Here is an 18,608-nt window from a genome sequence, read left to right as displayed (position 1 = left end):
TAAGACTCCACAAATCACCGAGAGCGGGTCCCCCGCTTCTCGCGCATCCGCACGTTGATTCGGATCGGGCTGCCCTCGAAGCCGAACGCCTCGCGCAGCCGTCGCTCCAGGAACCGCCGGTAGCCCGCTTCCAGGAACCCCGAGGTGAACAACACGAAGGTCGGCGGGCGGGCCGTCGCCTGGGTGGCGAACAGGATCCGCGGCTGCTTACCCCCGCGCACGGGCGGCGGATGCGCCGCCACCACTTCCTTGAAAAACGTGTTCAACCGGCCGGTCGGCACACGGGTGTCCCACGACTCGAGCGACTTCTCCAGGGCAGGCACAAGTTTCTGCACCGCGCGGCCCGTCTTGGCCGAGATGTTCACCCGCGGCGCCCACTGCAGCTGCACGAGCTCGCGGTCGATCTCGCGGTCCAGCAGGTAGCGACGGTCCTCGTCGACCAGGTCCCACTTGTTGAACGCCAGCACAAGCGCCCGGCCCGCCTCGATCACCATCGACAGCACGCGCTGGTCCTGCTCGGTCAGCGGTTGCGACGCGTCGATCAACACGATCGCCACCTCGGCCGCGTCGATGGCGCCGTGCGTGCGCACCGACGCATAGAACTCGTGCCCGCTCGCCTGCCCGACCTTGCGGCGCAAACCCGCGGTGTCGACGAAGCGCCACAGCTTGCCGTCCATCTCGATCAGCGAGTCGACCGGATCGACCGTGGTGCCCGCGACATCGTGGACGACCGAGCGCTGATCACCGGCCAGCCGGTTCAATAGAGAACTCTTGCCCACGTTTGGCTTGCCCACCAACGCGACTCGGCGCGGTCCTCCGCCGCCGCCCGCCATCTCCGACACGGTCGGCAGCGCGTCGATCACGGTGTCGAGCAGATCGGCCACACCCCGGCCGTGCATCGCGCTGATCGGGTGCGGCTCACCGAGACCGAGCGACCACAGCATGGCGGCGTCGGCTTCTCCACGCTCGCTGTCGATTTTGTTGGCCGCGAGGAACACCGGCTTACCGGACCGCTGCAGCAGTTTCGCGGCCGCCTCGTCGGCGGTGGTGGCACCGACCACCGCGTCGACGACGAAGATGATCGCGTCGGCCGTACGCATCGCGACCGACGCCTGCTCGGCCACCAGCTGTTGCAGACCCTTGGCGTCGGGTTCCCAGCCGCCGGTGTCCTGCAGGACGAACCTGCGGCCCGACCACGACGCGTCATAGGACACCCGGTCGCGGGTCACTCCCGGCACGTCCTGCACGACGGCTTGGCGCCGGCCAAGGATCCGGTTCACCAGTGTCGACTTACCCACGTTCGGCCGCCCGACGACGGCGACGACGGGCGGCGCGGTCGCCGCCTCCTCGATGGCTTCGGCGATGTCCTCTGGGATGTCTTCCGGGCCGTCTTCTGGGATGTCTTCGGCGATCTCCCAATCGCTTTCGTCGACCCAGGTGCCGTCCTCGCTCATCGCTGCGCTCCCGCTCGCTCCCGCACGAGGCGCGTCAGATGCTCGATCACCTCGGGCTGTGTCATCGCGCTGGTATCGACCACGACGGCGTCGTCGGCGGGCCGCAACGGCGACACCGCTCGCGTGGAGTCGAGGTGGTCGCGCCGCTTGACGTCGGCCAGCACAGCCTCGTAGTCGTCGTCCAGTCCGGCCGCCTTGTTCTGATCGTTGCGGCGCCGGGCACGCTCCTCGGCCGACGCCGTCAAGAAGATCTTGAGGTCGGCGTCGGGCAGCACCACCGTGCCGATGTCGCGGCCCTCCACGACCACGCTGTCCTGTCCGGCGGCCAGCTTGCGCTGGATGTCGACCAGCCGGGTGCGCACGGCGGGCACCGCCGAGACGGCCGACACCGCGTTGGTCACTGCGTTGCCGCGAATCTCGACCGAAACATCTTCTCCGTCAAGGTAAGAACGGTCTTCATCGGGGTCGTAGCCGACCGCCAGTTGGGCCTCTGCGGCCGTCACTGCGACGGCTTCGGTGTCGGTCAAGTCGACACCGGCACGTAGCACGGCCAACGTGACGATCCGGTACATCGCTCCGGTATCCAAGTACCGTGCGTTCAGCTCACGCGCCAAACCCCTTGACACCGTTGACTTTCCAGTTCCGGCAGGACCGTCGACGGCGATGACCAGTGCCGTCAAAGTCCGACCGCCTTGTACAACTCGCCGAGCTCCTTCTGCGTCAACACCCGGATGCTGCCCGGACGCTGATCGCCGAGCGCCACCGTGCCGATGTCGGTGCGCACCAGCTCCTGCACCGGAAAGCCCACCGCCGCGAGCATGCGACGCACGATCCGCTTGCGGCCCTCATGCAGTGTGACCCGCACCAGCGTCTTACCGGGAACCTTGTCGACCACCGCGAAATCGTCGACGCGCGCGGGGCCGTCATCGAGCTCGATACCGTTGCGCAGTGCGCGGCCCAATCCGCGCGGCACCGTGCCCAGCACCGTGGCCAGATAGGTCTTGGGCACCTCGAAGGAGGGGTGCATCAGCCGGTGGGCCAGCTCGCCGTCGTTGGTCAGCAGCATCAGCCCCTCGGTGTCGGCGTCGAGCCTGCCGACGTGAAACAGCTTCTTGTTGCCCCGAACCCGATGCTCGACGAGGTCGCCGATGCACGGGCGGCCCCGGTCGTCGGACATCGTCGAATGCATCCCTCTGGGTTTGTTGATCGCCAGATGCACCAACGTGTCGTCGAGCGTCACCCGCGCCCCGTCGACCCGGATCACCGAAACCTCGGGATCGACGCGGGTGCCCAATTCGGTGACGACGCGGTCGTCGACCTCGACGCGGCCGTCCCTGATCATCTTCTCGGCGACCCGCCGCGAGGCGATGCCCGCCTGCGACAACACTTTCTGTAGTCGCACGCCTTCGGGTTCAGCCATGTGCATCGGTGTCCACGTCGAACGACAGCGGCTGTTCGGGCGCTGCAGCCCCGCTGAGTTTCATGAAACGCGGGTCGTCGTCGAGGGTTTCGCTGAGGTCGTCTATCACGTCGACGTCGGGCAGCAGCGGCGTGATGTCGGGGAGATCGGCCAGCGATGTGAGGCCCAACCGTTCGAGGAAGAGTTCAGTGGTGGCGAACGTCACTGCGCCGGTGTCGGGATCGGTGCCCGCCTCGGTGATGAGCCCGCGGGCCACCAGCGTGCGCATCACCGCGTCCACGTTGACGCCGCGCACCGCGCTCACCCGGGCTCGAGTCACCGGCTGCCGATAGGCCACCACGGCCAGCGTCTCCAATGCCGCACGGGTCAGCTTGGAGCGCGCCCCGTCGAGCAGCATCCGTTCCACGTACGGGGCGTAGCGCGACCGCGTGTACATGCGCCAGCCGCCGCCGGCCTCGCGCAGATCGATCCCGCTGTCACGGGCGGTGTACTCCTGCGCCATCGCCTGCAGCTTGGCCGCGACCCGGTACGGCGGTTGCTCGATCGCCAGCGCGAGTTGCTCGACGGTCGCCGGGGTGTCGACCACCAGCAGCAGTGCCTCGAGCACCGCGCCGAGCTCACCGTCCGTCAGCTCGGGTGGTTCGGCGACGTCGATCCCGAGATCGGTGGCGTCGGCCGCGACTCCGTCGTCGTCGAGGTCCGTCGCGACCTCGTCGAAATTGTCGTGGTCGTCGCTATCCATACTGATCTTCTTCCACCGCCAGGTGTTGGTGTGTCGGCCGCTCGCCGGTCCACGAAATCTGCAGCACACCAAGCGCTTCAGGTTGTTCGAATGCTACCGCCCGGGCGCGATACAGCTCGAGCAGCGCCAGGAACCGTCCCACGATCTCGATCGGCGCGTCACAGTCGGCGACCAGATCCCCGAAGGACGCCCACTGGCCGATCCCGCGGCTCTCCAACAGTGCCATCAGGTTACCGATCTGCTCGGGTACCGACACCGCCGCATGGTGCAGATGCTCGGTGCTCACCGTCGGCACCGGCCGCGGCGTGAACGCCGCCGCGGCGATCTGTGCGAAGGCCTCAGCGTCGACTCCGATCATCACCTCTGGCAGCAGCGCGGAGTAGCGCTCCTCGAGCGCGACCGCGCGCGGGTAGCTGCGCAGCGCTGCGGCCTCCAGTTCGGCGAACATCTCCGCGACGTGCTTGAACGCGCGGTACTGCAGCAGGCGGGCGAACAACAGGTCACGCACCTCCAGCAGGGCGAAATCCTCCTCGTCGTGCACCTCGCCGGCCGGCAGCAGCCGTGCCGCCTTCAAGTCGAGCAGCGTCGCGGCGATCACCAGGAACGCGGTGGTCTCGTCGAGCTCCAGCTGCGGGCCGACCGCCTTGGTGTAGGCGATGAAGTCGTCGGTCACCTGGTGTAAGGCCACCTCCGTCACGTCGAGGCGGTGCGCGAAGATCAGCTGCAGAAGCAGGTCGAACGGACCCTCGAAATTGCTCAGGCGGACCTGGAAGCCCGACGACGCGGCATCGTCCGAATCCGGGGTGGTCGCGGCTCCGGTCTCGGTCACCGGGTCATTCACGCGCCGAACCGGTGGATGACCTCGCGAGCCAGCGATCGATACGATTGCGCCCCACCGGATTTCGGCGCCCAAGTGGTGATCGGTTCGCCGGCGACGCTGGTTTCGGGGAAGCGCACCGTGCGGGTGATGACGGTGTCGAACACGAGGTCACCGAAACGCTCCACTACCCGGGCCATGACTTCGCGAGAGTTCACGGTGCGCGGGTCGTAGCGGGTGATCAGGATGCCGCTGATCGACAGCTTCGGGTTCAGCCGGTCGTGGACCTTGTCGACGGTGTCGGTCAGCAGCGCCAACCCCCGCAGCGAGAAGAACTCGCACTCAGTCGGGATGATCACACCGTCGCTGCACGCCAAGCCGTTGACGGTGAGCAACCCGAGCGACGGCTGGCAATCGATCAGCACATAGTCGTAGCGGTCCAGCACCGGGTACAGCGCACGCGCGAGCGACTGCTCGCGGCCCACCTCGTTCACCAGCTGGATTTCGGCGGCGGACAGGTCGATGTTGCTGGGCACGAGGTCGAGGTTCTTCACCCGTGTGTTGATCAGCACGTCATCGATCGACACTCGCGGCTCCACCAGCAGGTTGTGCACGGTCTGCTCGAGTTCGTAATGCGGCACTCCCAGGCCCGCCGACAGTGCGCCCTGCGGGTCGAGATCGACGAGCAGCACCCGGCGGCCGTACTCGGCGAGGCTGGCGCCGAGGTTGATCGTCGAGGTGGTCTTGCCGACTCCGCCCTTCTGGTTGCACATCGCGATGACCTTGGCCGGACCGTGCGTCGTCTTTGGCTGCGGTTCGGGGATGTCTCGCGGTGGACGGCCGGTCAGGCCCACTTCCACCGCTGCCCTGTCGTCGCTCATACCCGACCGTCGCTGGTCAGGCAGTTCACGAGCATGGCGGACATCCGGGCAAGTTTAACGGCAGGAACGGCCCAGGTCAGCCAGACCCGCGGGCAAGTTGGAACGATCGAGCAGCGTCGCCGCCTAGGCTGACGCCATGGGTTTGAAGCAACGGATCCCGCTGCTGAGGTGGTCGTTCCTGCGGATGGCTGTCGGCGCGCGCAACATCTCCACCACAGGTCAGATCGGTGACGGGCGCGAGGCGGCGCTGCGCAACTATGTGGTGACGAACGCGCGGCAAGGTGACATCGACGACGTCATCGCCACGATCGATCGGTTCGCCTACCAGAAGTCCTTCCTGATCAACGTCGGCGACGAGAAAGGCGCGATCCTCGACGCCGCGGTGCGCCGGACCGACCCGAGCCTGGTGCTCGAACTGGGGACCTATTGCGGATACGGCGCACTGCGACTGGCCAGGGCGGCACCCTCGGCGCGGATCTACTCGGTGGAACTCGCCGAGGCCAACGCCGAGATCGCCCGGGATGTGTGGGCGCACGCCGGCGTCGCGGACCGCGTCACCTGCGTGGTCGGCACCGTCGGCGACGGCGGTCGAACGCTCGACGCGCTGGCCTCCGAACACGGCTTCGGCCCCGGTCTCCTCGACGTCCTGTTCCTCGACCACGACAAGAACGCCTACCTGTCGGATCTTCAGAGCATCCTCGACCGCGGCTGGCTGCACCGCGGGTCCGTCGTCGTCGCCGACAACGTCAAGGTTCCCGGCGCGCCGAAGTATCGCGAGTACATGCGCCAGCAGCACGGCAGGTTGTTCGACACCGTCGAGCACAAGACCCACGCGGAGTACCAGTCGCTGCTCGCCGACCTGGTGCTCGAATCGGAATATCTCGGCTGACGGTCGGACACTAAGGGGTTGATTCCACGCAGGACATGAGGCGATCAACCCCTTAAGGCCGATTGTTACCGCGCCCGCGGATGGGCGCCGGCCCAGACCTCTCGCAGGGCGTTGACGGTGACCATCGTGTAGATCTGCGTGGTCGTCACCGAGGCATGGCCGAGCAGCTCCTGCACGACACGGACGTCGGCGCCGCCGTCGAGCAGATGCGTGGCGAACGAGTGCCGCAGCACGTGGGGCGACACCTTCGAGGTGATTCCGGCCCGCTCGGCGGCGTCCTGCAGCACCTGCCATGCGCTCTGCCGCGACAGCCGCCCGCCCCTGGCGTTCAAGAAGATCGCGGGGGTGCCCCTGCCGCGGCGCGCCAAGTCAGGACGCCCGCGCACGAAATAGACGTCCAGCGCGGTTACCGCGGGCCTGCCGATCGGGACCAGCCGGTGCTTGCCGCCTTTGCCGCGCAGCAGCACCGAGCGTGCGTGGGTGTCGACGTCGTCGATGTCGAGCCCCACCGCCTCCGAAATCCGGGCCCCGGTCGAGTACAGCAGTTCGAGTAGCGCCCGGTTGCGCAGCGTCAGCGGGCTGTCGGCGTCGCTGTCGCCGCCGGCCGCCTCGAGCAGGGCCAACACCTCGTCGATCGACAGGCTCTTGGGCAGCCGTCTGCTCGGGGTGGGCGGCTTGACCTGCGAGGCCACGTCCAGTTCGGTCAGCCCCTCGGCGGCCGCGAAGCGGTGCAGCCCGCGCACGGCGATCAGTGCTCGCGCCGCCGAGACCGCCGACAACGGGGCGGTTCCAGCCTCGGGGTCCCCGCGGCGCAAGGCGACCAGGAACTCACTGACATCGGTTTCACCCACGCCGGTCAGGTCGTCGATACCGCGAGCGCGTAGGTGTTCGGTGTAGCGGCGCAGGTCGCGGCGGTAGGAGCTCAAGGTGTTGGCGGCCACGCCGCGTTCGATGGTCAGGTGGTCGAGATAGCCGCGGACCTGACCCTCGAGCACAGACGCAGAGGGCGATGAGTCGCTTACGCGGAGAGGAGACGATGTGGTCACAGATGCCCCTTGCGGCGACCGAAGGCGGTGGGACGATCGACCCACGGTGCGTCGACGCCCCGCAGCGCGTCCGGATCCGTCACCGCGTTGGCGGCCAAAACGCCACTCACCGCAAGGGAATTCACGATCTCACCGGCCAGTACCATGCGCACCGCCTCAGTGAGCGAAAACCACCGCAGCGTCAGGTCGGCCTCCTCGTCACGGGCGTCCGGGCGTCCGACGTCGGTGAGTCCGGTGGCCAGATAGACCCGTACGCTCTCGTCGCTGAAACCCGGCGCGGAGTCGAGGTCGACCAGCACCCGCCAATCGGTGGCCGACAGTCCGGCCTCCTCCTCGAGTTCACGCGCGGCGGTGACGTGAGGCGGTTCGCCACCGAGGTCGAGCAGTCCGGCGGGCAACTCCCAGAGTCGACGCCCCAGCGGGTGCCGGTACTGGTAGACCATCGCGATGTCGCGGTCCTCGTCCATCGCGAGCACTGCGACGGCTCCGTAGTGCTCGACGACCTCGCGGCGCGCGGTGTGGCCCCCGGGCATACGCACTTCGTCGGCGCGCAACGCGAAGATGTTCCCGACGTAGAGGGTTTGGGAGGAGACCGTCTCGAAGTCGTGGTCAGCCACGGGTCGCGGGCTCTTGCAGCAGGGCGCCGACCTCGGCGCCGTGCTCGACGCCGTTGGACCGCTGCTCGGGGATGTCCATACCGGGCAAGCGCTCCTCGGCCTTGTAGTCGAGGGCCGCCCCGACGAACGCGACGAACAGCGGGTGCGGCCGGGTGGGCCTGCTCTTGAGTTCGGGATGCGCCTGGGTCCCGACGATGAAGCGGTGCATCTCGCGCGGATACTCGACGAACTCGACGAGGTGCCCGTCGGGAGACATTCCCGAGAACCGCAGTCCGCTCTCGGCGATGCGGTCCCGGTACTGGTTGTTCACCTCGTAGCGGTGACGGTGCCGCTCCGACACCTCCGTGGCGTCGTAAGCCCGCGCCACGATCGAATCAGGTTCCAGCACAGCCGGATACGCGCCCAAACGCATGGTGCCGCCCAGGTCCGCCTCCCCTGCTACGGCCTCACGCTGATCGGCCATGGTGGAGATCACGGGGTGTGGGGTGGTGGGGTCGAACTCCGCGGAGTTGGCCTCGGCGATGCCGACCGAACGGGCCGCCTCGATCACGATGCACTGCAACCCCAGGCACAGCCCCAACACGGGCAGCCCCCGCTTACGGGCGTACCTGATGGCGCCGATCTTGCCCTCGATGCCGCGGATGCCGAAGCCGCCGGGAATCAGCACGGCGTGCACGTCGGCCAGTGCCGCGGCCGCGTCGCCGTCGACCTCGCAGTCGTCGGAAGCCACCCAGCGCATCTCCACCTTCGCGCGGTGGGCGAACCCCCCCGCTCGCAGCGCCTCGGCCACCGACAGGTATGCGTCGGACAAGTCGATGTACTTGCCCACCAACGCGATTCGCACCGTTTCGTGTGGTTCGTGCACTCGCTGAAGTAGGTCGTTCCATTGCGTCCAGTCGACGTCGCGGAACGCTAGGTTCAGCCTTCGCACGACGTAGGCGTCGAGTTCCTCCCGGTGCAGCACCTTGGGGATGTCGTAGATCGACGGGGCGTCGGGGGTGGAGATGACACCGTCGATGTCGACGTCACACATCAGCGCGATCTTGTTCTTCAACGGCTCGGGCACATCCCGGTCGCAGCGCAGAATCAGCGCGTCCGGGGTGATGCCGATGCTGCGCAGAGCGGCCACCGAATGCTGAGTCGGCTTGGTTTTCAGCTCACCCGACGGCGCCATGTAGGGCACCAGCGAGCAGTGCAGAAAGAAGCAGTTCTCCCGGCCCACCTCGTGGCGCACCTGGCGGGCCGCTTCCAGGAACGGCAGCGATTCGATGTCGCCGACCGTGCCGCCGATCTCGGTGATCACCACATCCGGACGCCGGCCGTCGACGTCCGGCGTGGCCATCTCGAGGATCCGCGCCTTGATCTCGTCGGTGATGTGCGGGATCACCTGCACGGTGTCGCCGAGATACTCGCCGCGGCGTTCCTTGGCGATGACCGTCGAATACACCTGTCCCGTGGTCACGTTCGCCGACCCGGACAGGTTCCGGTCGAGGAAGCGCTCGTAGTGCCCCACATCGAGGTCGGTCTCAGCACCGTCCTCGGTGACGAAGACCTCACCGTGCTGGAACGGGTTCATGGTGCCGGGGTCGACGTTGAGGTACGGGTCGAGTTTCTGCATCGTCACCTGCAGGCCGCGCGCCGTCAGCAACTGCCCGAGGCTCGAAGCGGTGAGTCCCTTGCCGAGTGACGAGACGACGCCACCCGTGACGAAGAGGTGCTTGGTGGCCGTTTGCGGGTGCTTGCGTAACGCTGGCAAGAGCGACCTCCGTGACGACGGGCAGGGCTTACGGCTCTAGGGTGATCCCCAGTTTGGGGCCTGCCGACCCACGGAACCCCACCCTAACACCGAGGGCGACACCGCGTCGGTGACGCGCCGAGGGCTCACTGCGGGACGGTGACCGACGCCGCCCCTTGCCCGATCCCGTACTGGCCCGGCCGGCCGCCGTTCACCAGATCGCCCAGCGCCAGCACCGAAGTGATTCGGCCCGATTCGGTGCCGACGTCGTCGACCGTGCTCACCGCTGAGGTCAGTGCGGGGTCTGAGCGCGTCACGGCGATCGCGGCGGTGCCCGATGCCGAGCCGTCGCGGCCCACCAGCACTGTGCCCGAGCCGTGCGGGGCCAACCCGCCGGCGAATCGGGCGACGGTGGCGCCCCGGTTACCGGCATCGTCGCCCAGCGGCCCACCGGTCACGATCAGCGCCGTGTTCGCCGCACCCATGCGGTCGCTGTAGGTGATGAAACCGGTGTCGCGCAGCGTCGCGAGCACCGTTTCGCGTTGGGTGTCGTCGACGGTCTGCACTTTGGGGTCGCGATCGATCAACAGCGCGATGCCCAGGAGGTCGCCCGCCTGCGAGCCCTGGTCCACCGAGGTGGTGCTCAGCTGTTTGCCCGCCGGCACGATCGGCGAGTTGACCACCGACAGCAGCTTTTCGGCGGCGTTGGCCTCGACGAACTGGGGGGTCAATCCCACCGTGCCGCTGACCGTCCCACCGGCCTGACCGACCAGCCGGGTCACCGCGTCGACATCGTCGTCGGCGGCATCGGGGGTGCGGAACAACACCACCGATTTGTCGACGAGTGTGTCGCGCAGGATGCGCGGTGACATCTGCGCATCGAATTCCCCTGCTGCACTGAGCTTTTCGTTGAGCGCATTCCGCTCGTCGGTCAGGGTGTTGATCCGCTCCTGCAGTTCGTGTTTGTCATCACGCAGCCCGGACAGCACGGTGTTGGACAGCATCCCCGACCCGAGTGCGACGCCGATGGCGAGCGCGAGAAACACCGCCGCGAGCGAAATCGCGTGTGTGCGTAGCGATATCATCGGGCGCTCCTAGGTGACCCAGCCCTGGACCCACAGCGAGAAGCGGTTCCAGTAGTCGACGATCCAGTCCAGCAGCGCGGCATCGACGCGCGCCACCCACAGCGCGACGATCACCGCGACCAGCACCGCGAGCACCAGCATCGCGATCGCTCCGCCCGAAACCCGGCTGCGGTACAGCGTGGCAACGGCTTTGGCGTCGACGAGCTTCTCACCGACCTTGAGCCGGGTCAGGAACGTCGACGGGTTGCTCTGCTGGCGGGCCCGATCGAAGAACTCCTCGATGCTGGCGGTGTGACCGGCGGTGACGATCAGCGATGCGCCGTGATGGTCACACAGCAACAACGCCAGGTCGGCCGCTGATCCCGCAGCAGGGAACGTCATCGCCCCGACCCCGAGGTCCTGGATTCGTTCGAGTCCGGCGGCGTGCCCGTCGGCGTCGGCGGGCAAGACCACCTGGGCGCCGGAGCGCAGCACTTCGGCGCTCATCTTGTCGGGGTCGCCGACGATGAGTTGCGGCCGGTAGCCCGCCTTGCGCAGGACGTCGGCGCCGGTGCCCACGCCGACGAGCACCGGTTGGTACTCCTTGATGAAGGGTTTGAGCGCCTTGAGGTCGACTGCGGCGTCGACGTCCTCGGCGACGATCACCACGTGGCGCCGGGTGAGGTCGACGTCGATATCGGGGATACCGATGCCGTCGATCAGCAGTGGGCTCTCGCTGCGGATGAACTCGATGGTGTTGCCGGCGAACGCCTCGAGGTGCGCGACCAACCCGCTCTTGGCCTCGTGCATCAGCTCGTGGATCTCATGATCGGTGCGCTCGACCCCCTGCACGAGGCGGCGGTCGCCGGTGTAGACGCCGCCGTCGTGCAGTCGTACGCGCGCGCCGTCCTTGACCTTCTTGAAGACGTCGTCGCTGGTGTCGTCGATCAGGGTGATCCCGTTGGCGACCAGGACTTCGGGTCCCAGGTTGGGATACCGCCCGGAGATGGAGGGGGAGGCGTTGACCACGCCGGTGACGCCGGCCTCGACCAGCGCATCGGCGGTGATGCGGTCGAGATCGAGGGCGTCGATGACGACGATGTCGCCGGGGGTGACGCGCCGCAGGAGCCGATCGATGTCGCGATCGACTCTGGCCGTGCCGGTAAGGCCCGGACGTGAGCTGGCATTGCGAGATAGCAGCGCTGACATCTTCATGCGGCGATTTTGTCGAGATCGGCGTGCTATCTGTCGGAGGCGCGCCGCATCATCTGTCCCTTTTGTCACACACGTAACACTCAGCGGGCTGGTTCGAACAGCTCGACGAGATTGCCCGAGGGATCCACGGCCAAGGCCTGACGCCCACCGCGTCCGGTGATGACGCTCTCGCGAAAAGGCACGCCGGCGTCGACGAGCCGGGAGACGGTGTCGTCAAGGTCGTCGACTTCCAGCTGGATTCGATTCCAGCCACCGGGAACGGGCCGGCTCCCGTCGCTGAGCGACTCCCCGGCTCCGCCTCCCCCGCCGGGCGAGTTCAACAGCAGTCGCAACTCGTCGCGACGGAGCATGACGAACCCGGGTCCAGGTCGCATGACCACGTCAAAGTGCAGCTGGTTGGTGTAGAACTGGACGGCCGAGTCGACGTCGTCCACGATGTAGCGAACACTGGTGCCTGCCATAATTGCACCTCCTGAAAGTTATGATACACCAATGTCCCAGAAAAGCCGGCCCGATCCGCGGGCCGAACATTCTCGGCGGATGATTCTTCGCGCTGCGCTCGACGAGTTCGCCCGCGTCGGTTACGCCGGGTTCCGCATGGAGTCCGTCGCCGCAGGAGCACGCGTAGGCCGCAGCACGCTGTATCGGCATTGGCCGAACAAAACCGCGTTGATCGCCGATGCGCTCGAGACTCTCAATGTCCAGCCGGACCCTGGCCGGGAAGTGCCCACCGCGACAGCACGCGAGCAGGTTCGGATTCTGCTGGAGCACCTCGCCCGCGCCCTGAGCGAGTCCGCGGTGTCAGCCTGCATTCCCGCGCTCGTGCACGCCGCGCAGAAAGAACCGGACATCCGCCGGTTCTTCCACGTGTATTCGGCCCTACGGCGGCAGCGGCTCACAGCCAGCATCACCTCCGGTGTCGATGATGGGCAATTCCCTGAGCGCATCGATCCCGAGGCCGCGTCGGTGGCACTGTCGGGTGCGCTGTTCTACCGGCGACTCGCCACCGACGAACCGGCCGAGCCGGAATTCCTTGAGGCGCTGATCGACACCGTGCTGGGAGGTTAACCGCCTTCAGCGCGCTCTTTCTGCGCCGCCTCGAGCAGCTCGCGGGCGTGCGCGCGTCCGCTGTCGGATTCGCCGAGCCCGGCCAGCATGCGTGCCAGCTCGCCCACCCGCTCCTCGTCGTCGAGGCGCCGAACCCCGCTCCTCGGGGCCTTCCCGCCACCGCTGTCCACCACGAGGTGCACGTCGGCATACGCGGCGACCTGCGGCAGATGCGTGACGACGATGACCTGGTGGGTGCGAGCCAACCGGCCCAACCGGCGGCCGATCTGCACCGCGGCCCGGCCGCCGACCCCGGCATCGACCTCATCGAACACCATCGTGGTTCCTTCGGCCGACGAGGACAGCACCACCTCGAGTGCCAGCATGACCCGGGAGAGTTCGCCGCCCGATGCACTCTTGTGCAGGGGTAGGACATCGGTGCCGCGCGCTGCGAATCCGAACTCGACGTTGTCAACGCCGTCGCGGCCGGCATGCACCGTCTCGCCCGACGGCAACACCACCGGCGCCGAGTCGTCGGCGCGGGCGAGCAGCGGGCCCACCGACACGGTGAACACGGCGCCGGCCATGGCCAGGCCGGACAACTCGGCGGTCACCGCCTTGGCGAGACCTTTGGCCGCCTTGGTTCTGGCCTTGGTCAGATCGGACGCCGCGGCGACGGTCTTCGCCTCGAGTTCATCGACCCGGCGTTGGAGACCGGTCAGCGCTTCCTCGGACACGTCGAGTTGCTCGAGCCGTTTCCGGGACTCACGAGCCCACTCGAGCACGCCGTCGATGTCAGCTGCGTATTTGCGGGTGAGCGAACGAAGTTCGGCCTGCCGTGCGAGCTTTGTCTCCAGCGCGCTGGTGTCGGTCGGCAACGCGGACAGGTAGGAGCCGAGTTCCCCGCTGACATTGGTGATCACCGCGATGGCTTCGCTGAGTTGCTCGGCGAGGGCGGTCAACGCCGTGTCACCCGCTGCCTCCAGTGCTGATTTGGCGTGTGCGACGCCATGGGCCGCGGACACCGCGTCGGGCGTGGGGTCGTCGGGGCCTGCGAGCGCTGCCCGAGCGACCTGGGCCGCTTCACGTAGTGCGTCGAGTTCGGAAAGCCGCCGAATGTCGTCGACGAGGGCGGCATCCTCCCCCGGTTGTGATGCGGCGGCATCGATTTCGTCGAGGCCGAACTTCAGCCGGTCGGCTTCGAGCGCGAGCTCCCTCGCGCGCTGTGTGCGGTCCAGCAGATCGCGTCGAGCCGCAAGCCACTCCTCCCGCACGCGGTGGTAGCGCTTCAGCTGTGTCTCGACATCGGCGAACCGGTCGAGCGCGGCGCGTTGTTCTTCGGGGCGCATCAACCGCAGCTGGTCGTTCTGACCGTGCAGCGTGAGCAGTTCGGCGGTGAAGCCGCTCAACGATTTCGCCGGCACGCTGCGGCCACCGAGGTAGGCACGTGACGGCCCGTCGCGGCTGACCGAGCGGGCGGCGATGACGCTGCCGTCGTCGTCGCGTTCGGCGCCCGAGCTGTCGAGGATCTCATCCACCAACGATGCCACGCCGTCAGCGAGTTCGGTTGTGGTGAAACGCCCTTCGACAACCGCCCGGCTGTCCCCGGAGCGCACCCGCGTGGCGTCGGCGCGTGCGCCGCCGAGCAGGTGTAGACCGGTGACCACCATTGTCTTGCCGGTACCGGTCTCGCCGGTCAGCACGGTGAAGCCGCGGTCGAATTCAGCGGTCGCGGCGCTGATCGCACCCAGTGACTCGATACGGATCTCGGAAAGCACTACTGTCCGCGCCACCCCGTGACCGGCAACCGGAACTTGCGCACCAGACGGTCGGTGAACGGTGCGCTGTCGAGGCGCACCCACTTCACCGGGGTGCCGCACCGGGTGACCTCCACGCGTCCCCCCGCGGGCACCACCATCTCGCGGCGCCCATCGCAGAACACCAGCGCGTCGTGACCCCTCGCCTCGATCTCGATCGCGATGGCCGCCTCGGGGCTGGTGACCATCGGCCGGGCGAACAATGCGTGAGCGTTGTTCGGTACCACCAGGATTGCCTCCAGTTCGGGCCACACGATCGGCCCGCCGGCGGAGAACGCCCACGCCGTCGATCCGGTCGGGGTTGCCACCAACACGCCGTCGCAGCCGAAGGACGACACCGGGCGGCCGTCGACCTCGAGGACGGCTCCCAGTACTCCGAGCCGGGGCCCCTTTTCCAGGCTGGCTTCGTTGAGCGCCCAGCCCCGGTCGACGATCTTGCCGTCGACCCGCACCACGACGTCGAGCGTCATGCGCTCCTCCACGCGGTAGTCGCGCTTGACGACGCGGTCGAGTACCGCGTCGATGGAGTCGGCCTCCGCCTCGGCGAGGAAGCCGATGCGTCCGAGATTGACTCCTAGCACCGGGATTTCGACGTTGCGAGCAAGTTCGGCAGCGCGCAGGAAGGTGCCGTCACCGCCGAGGACGAGGACGAGTTCGCAACCCTCGGCGGCGCGCTCGTCGGCGTCGACCACTTCGATCTCCACGCCGAGCGAGCCCATGTCATCCTGCGACGGGGGAACGGGCCCACGGTCGACGGCTTCGGCCGACAGCACCTTTAGCCGTATTCCGTTGTCGGTGAGCACTTTCTGCACTCGTCGGGCAACTTCGGTGACTTCGTCGCGCCCGGTGTGCACCACCATCAGAATCGCCCGGTCGGTGTTCACTGCGGACCCTCCGCGACGGCGGTACGCACCGCGTCTTCGATCTCGCCGCCTTGCAGTCCCGCGTCGGTGCGTAGGTGCAGGAAGTATTCGACGTTGCCAGACGGCCCGGGCAGCGGGCTCGCTGTCACCGCGACCGGATGCCAGCGCAGTTCGGCCGCACGGCGGGCCACCGAGAGGACCGCCTCGGCGCGCAACGCCGGATCGGTGACCACGCCCCCGGCACCGACCCGGTCCTTGCCGGCCTCGAACTGCGGTTTCACCATCGGAACGATATCGCCGCCGGGTGACGCGCACGACGTCAGCGCGGGCAGAACTGTGGACAGCGAGATGAAAGACAGGTCGGCGACGATCACGTCGACGGGTCCGCCGATCGCATCGGCCGTCAGCTCGCGCACATTGGTGCGTTCCATCACCGTCACGCGTGGATCGTTGCGAAGCGACCAGGCCAGCTGTCCATAACCGACATCGGCAGCTATCACCTGACGTGCGCGCCGATCAAGCAGCACTTCGGTGAAGCCGCCCGTCGACGCGCCGGCATCCAGGCACCGCCTGCCGGTCACCGGGAGGCCGAATGCGTCCAGTGCGCCAATCAGCTTGTGCGCGCCCCGCGACACCCAGGTGCGCTCGTCGGCACCCTCGATGGTCAGGCTCGCCGTGATCGAGACGGCGGTGGCGGGTTTGGCAGCCGGCATCCCATCGATGCTCACCCGTCCCGCGCCGATCAGCTCGGCCGCCTGCTGGCGGGACCGGGCCAACCCCCGTCGCACCAACTCGGCGTCCACTCGCGCGCGCCGTGCCACGGAACTCAGCCCTTCTCGACCGACTCGAGCGCCTGCACGAGCATGTCGTGCGCCTCTTCCAGCCGTGCCGCGAGGAGCTCGACCTCGTCGTCGGCCAGGTCCGCGAAACCCGAACCTTCCTGCGCGGGGTCGGGCAGCTCCGCCAGCAACTCCGCGATCCGGGCGCGAATCTGTTCAGGATCGGTACTCATATCGAGGTTCACGCTAGCTGATTCGGCTCGGGAAGCAGGCACCAGCGGTTCAGTGCCTGTCGAGCGGTGTCGTCACCGGCGGTGATCGTGACCGACCGGCCGTCGAGGCCGGTGTTCCACACGGTGTGGGCAGTGGCCCGCACGACCGATAGGTCGTCGCCGGGAGCGTGGCCGGTGGAGTGCACCGTCACCGTCGGTGGGGCAACCTCGAGGCGCCAGGCGGGATGTGCCCCGATGCGCAGCATGTCCGTCGGCGCGTCGAGCGACCGCAGATCGGCCGCCAGGTAGGTCGGTCGCTCCGACGCCTGTGCACAGACGAGGTCGACGGCCGTGCTGACACCGGTGAGCACGAGGAGGCTGGGCAGTCCGGCGGCATTGGCCCCAGCGATGTCGGTGTCGAGGCGGTCGCCGATGACCAGCGGAGCGTGAAAAGTGCCTCGGGCCAAGGCATCGGTGAGCAGAGTCGGCTGCGGCTTGCCCGCCACCTGGGGTTCGCGGTCGGTCGCCGCGCGCAGCGCCGCCACCATGGAGCCGTTGCCAGGCAACAAACCCCGTTCCGACGGCAGAGTCCGGTCGACATTGGCCGCCACCCACAGTGCGCCGGCCCGGATGGCCAAGGCCGCTTCGGCCAGATCGGGCCAACCGGTCTGCGGTGAGTGTCCCTGCACGACGGCGATGGGTCCATCCGACCACTGCCGGACTGGTTTGAGCCCGACGCGCATGACCTCGTTGGCGAGCGCTTCGGTTCCGACGACGAGAACGATTGCGCCCGAGGACAGTTGGGCGGCAAGGAGCCGTGCGGCGCTCTGGGCGCTGGTGACGACGTCCTCCGGCGTGGCGCGAAAGCCGAGAGCGTGGAGATGCTGGGCGACGTCGGCGGGCTCACGCGAGGCGTTGTTCGTGACGTAGAGGGTGCGCGCACGAATCGTTGCCAGCGTGTCGACCGCTCCGACTGTGGCCTCGTGTCCGCGGAACACGGTGCCGTCGAGGTCGAGCAGAAGGCAGTCGTGCTCGTGGGCGAGGGTCCTCACCTCAGGAGAGCTCCGTGATGCGTTCTTCGGCGTCGGTCACGCCCTCGAGGTCGGCGGCGGCGGCGTTGATGAACCATTGCAACGCGTCCTCGTTGTGGCCAAGGGCCAGAAGTGTTTCGGCGTACGCATAGAACAGGCGCGCCGCGGTATGTCCCTTGCGGCTCGGATCCAGTTGCGGCGTAGACAGAAGCGCCAACGCCTGCTCGTGCTGTCCGAGATCGGACCGGGCGCCGGCCACGACGATTCTCAGCTCGTCGGCGTCGTCGCCGGTGAGTTGGGAGGCCTCCGGGCTGCGGGCCAGTTCGATCGCACGCTCCGGACGGCCGACCCCGCGTTCGCAGTCGGCGATCAGCGCCAGCAGGGATGATTTGCTACCCATCCGCCTGGCTGCGCGGAGTTCGGCGAGCGCCTGCGCCCAATCGCCGCAGTGGTATGCAGCGATGCCGACCGCTTCGCGTACCGCGGGGATGCGGGCGGCGCGGTTGCGTGCGGCGCGGGCGTGCTCGAGCGCCGTCTGCGGATCGTCGTCGATGAGCTGGCCGGCGGCCACCAGATGGCGGGCGACGAAGTCGGCGGTGGAGCGGTCGAGCGTCGTGAGCTCGCCGCGCACGTCGGGCGCGAGTTGCCGAGGCTCGATACCCTCCGGTATCGGCGGACCCGACGGTGGCCGAGCGTCGCCGTGGGGCTTGGGCTGTGCCCTGCGGGCGCGGTTCGGGCCGGAGCTGCGCGGCGCCGACCGCTGCGGGCGTCGCCCGGCGTCGCCGCCCCTTTTGTCCTCAGCCACGTATGCCTTTCTACCCGATGGAGGAGTCTCGCGATAATACGGAATCGATTGCCGCGAAATAGAATTACCCCCCACGCAATTGTGGGGGGTAATCCTGATGTGTGTTCGGCGGTGTCCTACTTTTCCGCCCGGGTTGGGCAGTATCATTGGCGCTGGCAGGCTTAGCTTCCGGGT

At 67.8% G+C, this 18,608-nt stretch carries 20 protein-coding genes; 2 read left to right on the top strand and 18 right to left on the bottom strand.

Annotation, left to right across the window (positions count from 1 at the left end; genetic code table 11):
- Nucleotides 1–14 precede the first annotated feature (14 nt).
- The 6 genes from der to AU193_RS07705 are packed head-to-tail and all read right to left on the bottom strand — an operon-like array spanning nt 15 to nt 5,314.
- Nucleotides 15–1,454: a ribosome biogenesis GTPase Der gene (gene der, locus AU193_RS07730; RefSeq protein WP_064421786.1), complete on the bottom strand. Its 1,440-nt coding sequence runs from the start codon at nt 1,452–1,454 to the stop codon at nt 15–17.
- On the bottom strand, nt 1,451–2,134 hold the full coding sequence (cmk, locus tag AU193_RS07725; RefSeq protein WP_064421785.1) for a (d)CMP kinase: 684 nt from the start codon (nt 2,132–2,134) through the stop codon (nt 1,451–1,453). Before cmk ends, der begins: the two co-directional genes overlap by 4 nt.
- Nucleotides 2,131–2,874: a pseudouridine synthase gene (locus AU193_RS07720; RefSeq protein WP_064421784.1), complete on the bottom strand. Its 744-nt coding sequence runs from the start codon at nt 2,872–2,874 to the stop codon at nt 2,131–2,133. The genes cmk and AU193_RS07720 overlap by 4 nt, the downstream gene beginning before the upstream one ends.
- Nucleotides 2,867–3,616: an SMC-Scp complex subunit ScpB gene (scpB, locus tag AU193_RS07715; protein WP_082682881.1), complete on the bottom strand. Its 750-nt coding sequence runs from the start codon at nt 3,614–3,616 to the stop codon at nt 2,867–2,869. Before scpB ends, AU193_RS07720 begins: the two co-directional genes overlap by 8 nt.
- A complete protein-coding gene (locus AU193_RS07710) occupies nt 3,609–4,445 on the bottom strand; it encodes a segregation/condensation protein A (RefSeq protein ID WP_156425150.1) in 837 nt (278 codons plus the stop codon). The genes scpB and AU193_RS07710 overlap by 8 nt, the downstream gene beginning before the upstream one ends.
- An 8-nt stretch (nt 4,446–4,453) precedes the next feature.
- The gene (locus tag AU193_RS07705) at nt 4,454–5,314 is read right to left on the bottom strand and encodes a ParA family protein (protein WP_064421782.1); all 861 of its coding nucleotides are present in this window, start codon (nt 5,312–5,314) and stop codon (nt 4,454–4,456) included.
- A gap of 136 nt (nt 5,315–5,450) precedes the next feature.
- On the opposite strand from AU193_RS07705, the gene AU193_RS07700 reads away from it, so the two are divergent.
- Entirely contained in the window at nt 5,451–6,203 is a 753-nt protein-coding gene (locus AU193_RS07700; protein ID WP_064421781.1) for an O-methyltransferase, read from the top strand.
- A gap of 65 nt (nt 6,204–6,268) precedes the next feature.
- On the opposite strand, the gene xerD is transcribed toward AU193_RS07700, so the two are convergent.
- The 6 genes from xerD to AU193_RS07670 form a co-directional block, all read right to left on the bottom strand.
- Entirely contained in the window at nt 6,269–7,198 is a 930-nt protein-coding gene (gene xerD / locus AU193_RS07695) for a site-specific tyrosine recombinase XerD (protein WP_172798238.1), read from the bottom strand.
- 47 nt (nt 7,199–7,245) lie between these two features.
- On the bottom strand, nt 7,246–7,866 hold the full coding sequence (locus AU193_RS07690; RefSeq protein ID WP_064421779.1) for an NUDIX hydrolase: 621 nt from the start codon (nt 7,864–7,866) through the stop codon (nt 7,246–7,248).
- A complete protein-coding gene (locus AU193_RS07685) occupies nt 7,859–9,622 on the bottom strand; it encodes a CTP synthase (protein WP_064421778.1) in 1,764 nt (587 codons plus the stop codon). The genes AU193_RS07690 and AU193_RS07685 overlap by 8 nt, the downstream gene beginning before the upstream one ends.
- A 125-nt stretch (nt 9,623–9,747) precedes the next feature.
- On the bottom strand, nt 9,748–10,686 hold the full coding sequence (locus tag AU193_RS07680; RefSeq protein WP_064421777.1) for a copper transporter: 939 nt from the start codon (nt 10,684–10,686) through the stop codon (nt 9,748–9,750).
- A 9-nt stretch (nt 10,687–10,695) separates the two neighbouring features.
- A complete protein-coding gene (gene steA / locus AU193_RS07675) occupies nt 10,696–11,880 on the bottom strand; it encodes a putative cytokinetic ring protein SteA (RefSeq protein ID WP_064421776.1) in 1,185 nt (394 codons plus the stop codon).
- Nucleotides 11,881–11,960: 80 nt separating this feature from the next.
- On the bottom strand, nt 11,961–12,341 hold the full coding sequence (locus tag AU193_RS07670) for a VOC family protein (RefSeq protein ID WP_064421775.1): 381 nt from the start codon (nt 12,339–12,341) through the stop codon (nt 11,961–11,963).
- A 31-nt stretch (nt 12,342–12,372) separates the two neighbouring features.
- Here AU193_RS07670 and AU193_RS07665 point away from each other — a divergent pair, with 31 nt between their 5' ends.
- Nucleotides 12,373–12,948 carry a TetR/AcrR family transcriptional regulator gene (locus AU193_RS07665; RefSeq protein ID WP_064421774.1) on the top strand — a complete coding sequence of 192 codons (576 nt, stop codon included), beginning with the start codon at nt 12,373–12,375 and terminating at the stop codon, nt 12,946–12,948.
- Here the strand turns inward: AU193_RS07665 and recN are convergent.
- Genes recN through AU193_RS07635 form a run of 6 tightly spaced genes read right to left on the bottom strand, consistent with a single transcriptional unit; the run spans nt 12,945 to nt 18,434 of the window.
- Nucleotides 12,945–14,705, bottom strand: coding sequence for a DNA repair protein RecN (gene recN, locus AU193_RS07660; RefSeq protein WP_064421773.1), 1,761 nt, complete (start codon nt 14,703–14,705; stop codon nt 12,945–12,947). The two genes, AU193_RS07665 and recN, sit on opposite strands and share 4 nt — an antisense overlap.
- Nucleotides 14,705–15,604 (bottom strand): NAD kinase, encoded by a 900-nt coding sequence (locus AU193_RS07655; protein ID WP_064421883.1) that lies wholly within the window; start codon nt 15,602–15,604, stop codon nt 14,705–14,707. Before AU193_RS07655 ends, recN begins: the two co-directional genes overlap by 1 nt.
- Before the next feature lie 20 nt (nt 15,605–15,624).
- Nucleotides 15,625–16,428: a TlyA family RNA methyltransferase gene (locus tag AU193_RS07650; RefSeq protein WP_064421772.1), complete on the bottom strand. Its 804-nt coding sequence runs from the start codon at nt 16,426–16,428 to the stop codon at nt 15,625–15,627.
- Between the two features lie 5 nt (nt 16,429–16,433).
- Complete coding sequence (locus AU193_RS07645) at nt 16,434–16,619, bottom strand: hypothetical protein (RefSeq protein WP_064421771.1); 186 nt, start codon at nt 16,617–16,619, stop codon at nt 16,434–16,436.
- Nucleotides 16,620–16,627: 8 nt separating this feature from the next.
- Nucleotides 16,628–17,650, bottom strand: coding sequence for an HAD-IIA family hydrolase (locus AU193_RS07640; protein ID WP_064421770.1), 1,023 nt, complete (start codon nt 17,648–17,650; stop codon nt 16,628–16,630).
- Nucleotide 17,651: 1 nt separating this feature from the next.
- Nucleotides 17,652–18,434, bottom strand: a complete 783-nt coding sequence (locus AU193_RS07635; protein WP_253867680.1) for a tetratricopeptide repeat protein — start codon at nt 18,432–18,434, stop codon at nt 17,652–17,654.
- Nucleotides 18,435–18,608 lie beyond the last annotated feature (174 nt).

It is taken from the genome of Mycobacterium sp. GA-1285 (assembly GCF_001499905.1).
GTDB lineage: Bacteria > Actinomycetota > Actinomycetes > Mycobacteriales > Mycobacteriaceae > Mycobacterium.
The sequence above is the reverse complement of the archived record's forward strand: the minus strand, read 5'-3'. Positions and strand labels throughout refer to the sequence as shown.

Excerpts from the sequence above, each read along its gene's own strand:
- der (WP_064421786.1), bottom strand. The coding sequence starts at position 1,454 with ATGAGCGAGGACGGCACCTGGGTCGACGAAAGCGATTGGGAGATCGCC.
- AU193_RS07720 (WP_064421784.1), bottom strand. The coding sequence starts at position 2,874 with ATGGCTGAACCCGAAGGCGTGCGACTACAGAAAGTGTTGTCGCAGGCG.
- scpB (WP_082682881.1), bottom strand. The coding sequence starts at position 3,616 with ATGGATAGCGACGACCACGACAATTTCGACGAGGTCGCGACGGACCTC.
- AU193_RS07705 (WP_064421782.1), bottom strand. The coding sequence starts at position 5,314 with ATGAGCGACGACAGGGCAGCGGTGGAAGTGGGCCTGACCGGCCGTCCA.
- AU193_RS07700 (WP_064421781.1), top strand. The coding sequence starts at position 5,451 with ATGGGTTTGAAGCAACGGATCCCGCTGCTGAGGTGGTCGTTCCTGCGG.
- AU193_RS07680 (WP_064421777.1), bottom strand. The coding sequence starts at position 10,686 with ATGATATCGCTACGCACACACGCGATTTCGCTCGCGGCGGTGTTTCTC.
- steA (WP_064421776.1), bottom strand. The coding sequence starts at position 11,880 with ATGAAGATGTCAGCGCTGCTATCTCGCAATGCCAGCTCACGTCCGGGC.
- AU193_RS07670 (WP_064421775.1), bottom strand. The coding sequence starts at position 12,341 with ATGGCAGGCACCAGTGTTCGCTACATCGTGGACGACGTCGACTCGGCC.
- AU193_RS07665 (WP_064421774.1), top strand. The coding sequence starts at position 12,373 with ATGTCCCAGAAAAGCCGGCCCGATCCGCGGGCCGAACATTCTCGGCGG.
- AU193_RS07655 (WP_064421883.1), bottom strand. The coding sequence starts at position 15,604 with ATGGTGGTGCACACCGGGCGCGACGAAGTCACCGAAGTTGCCCGACGA.
- AU193_RS07645 (WP_064421771.1), bottom strand. The coding sequence starts at position 16,619 with ATGAGTACCGATCCTGAACAGATTCGCGCCCGGATCGCGGAGTTGCTG.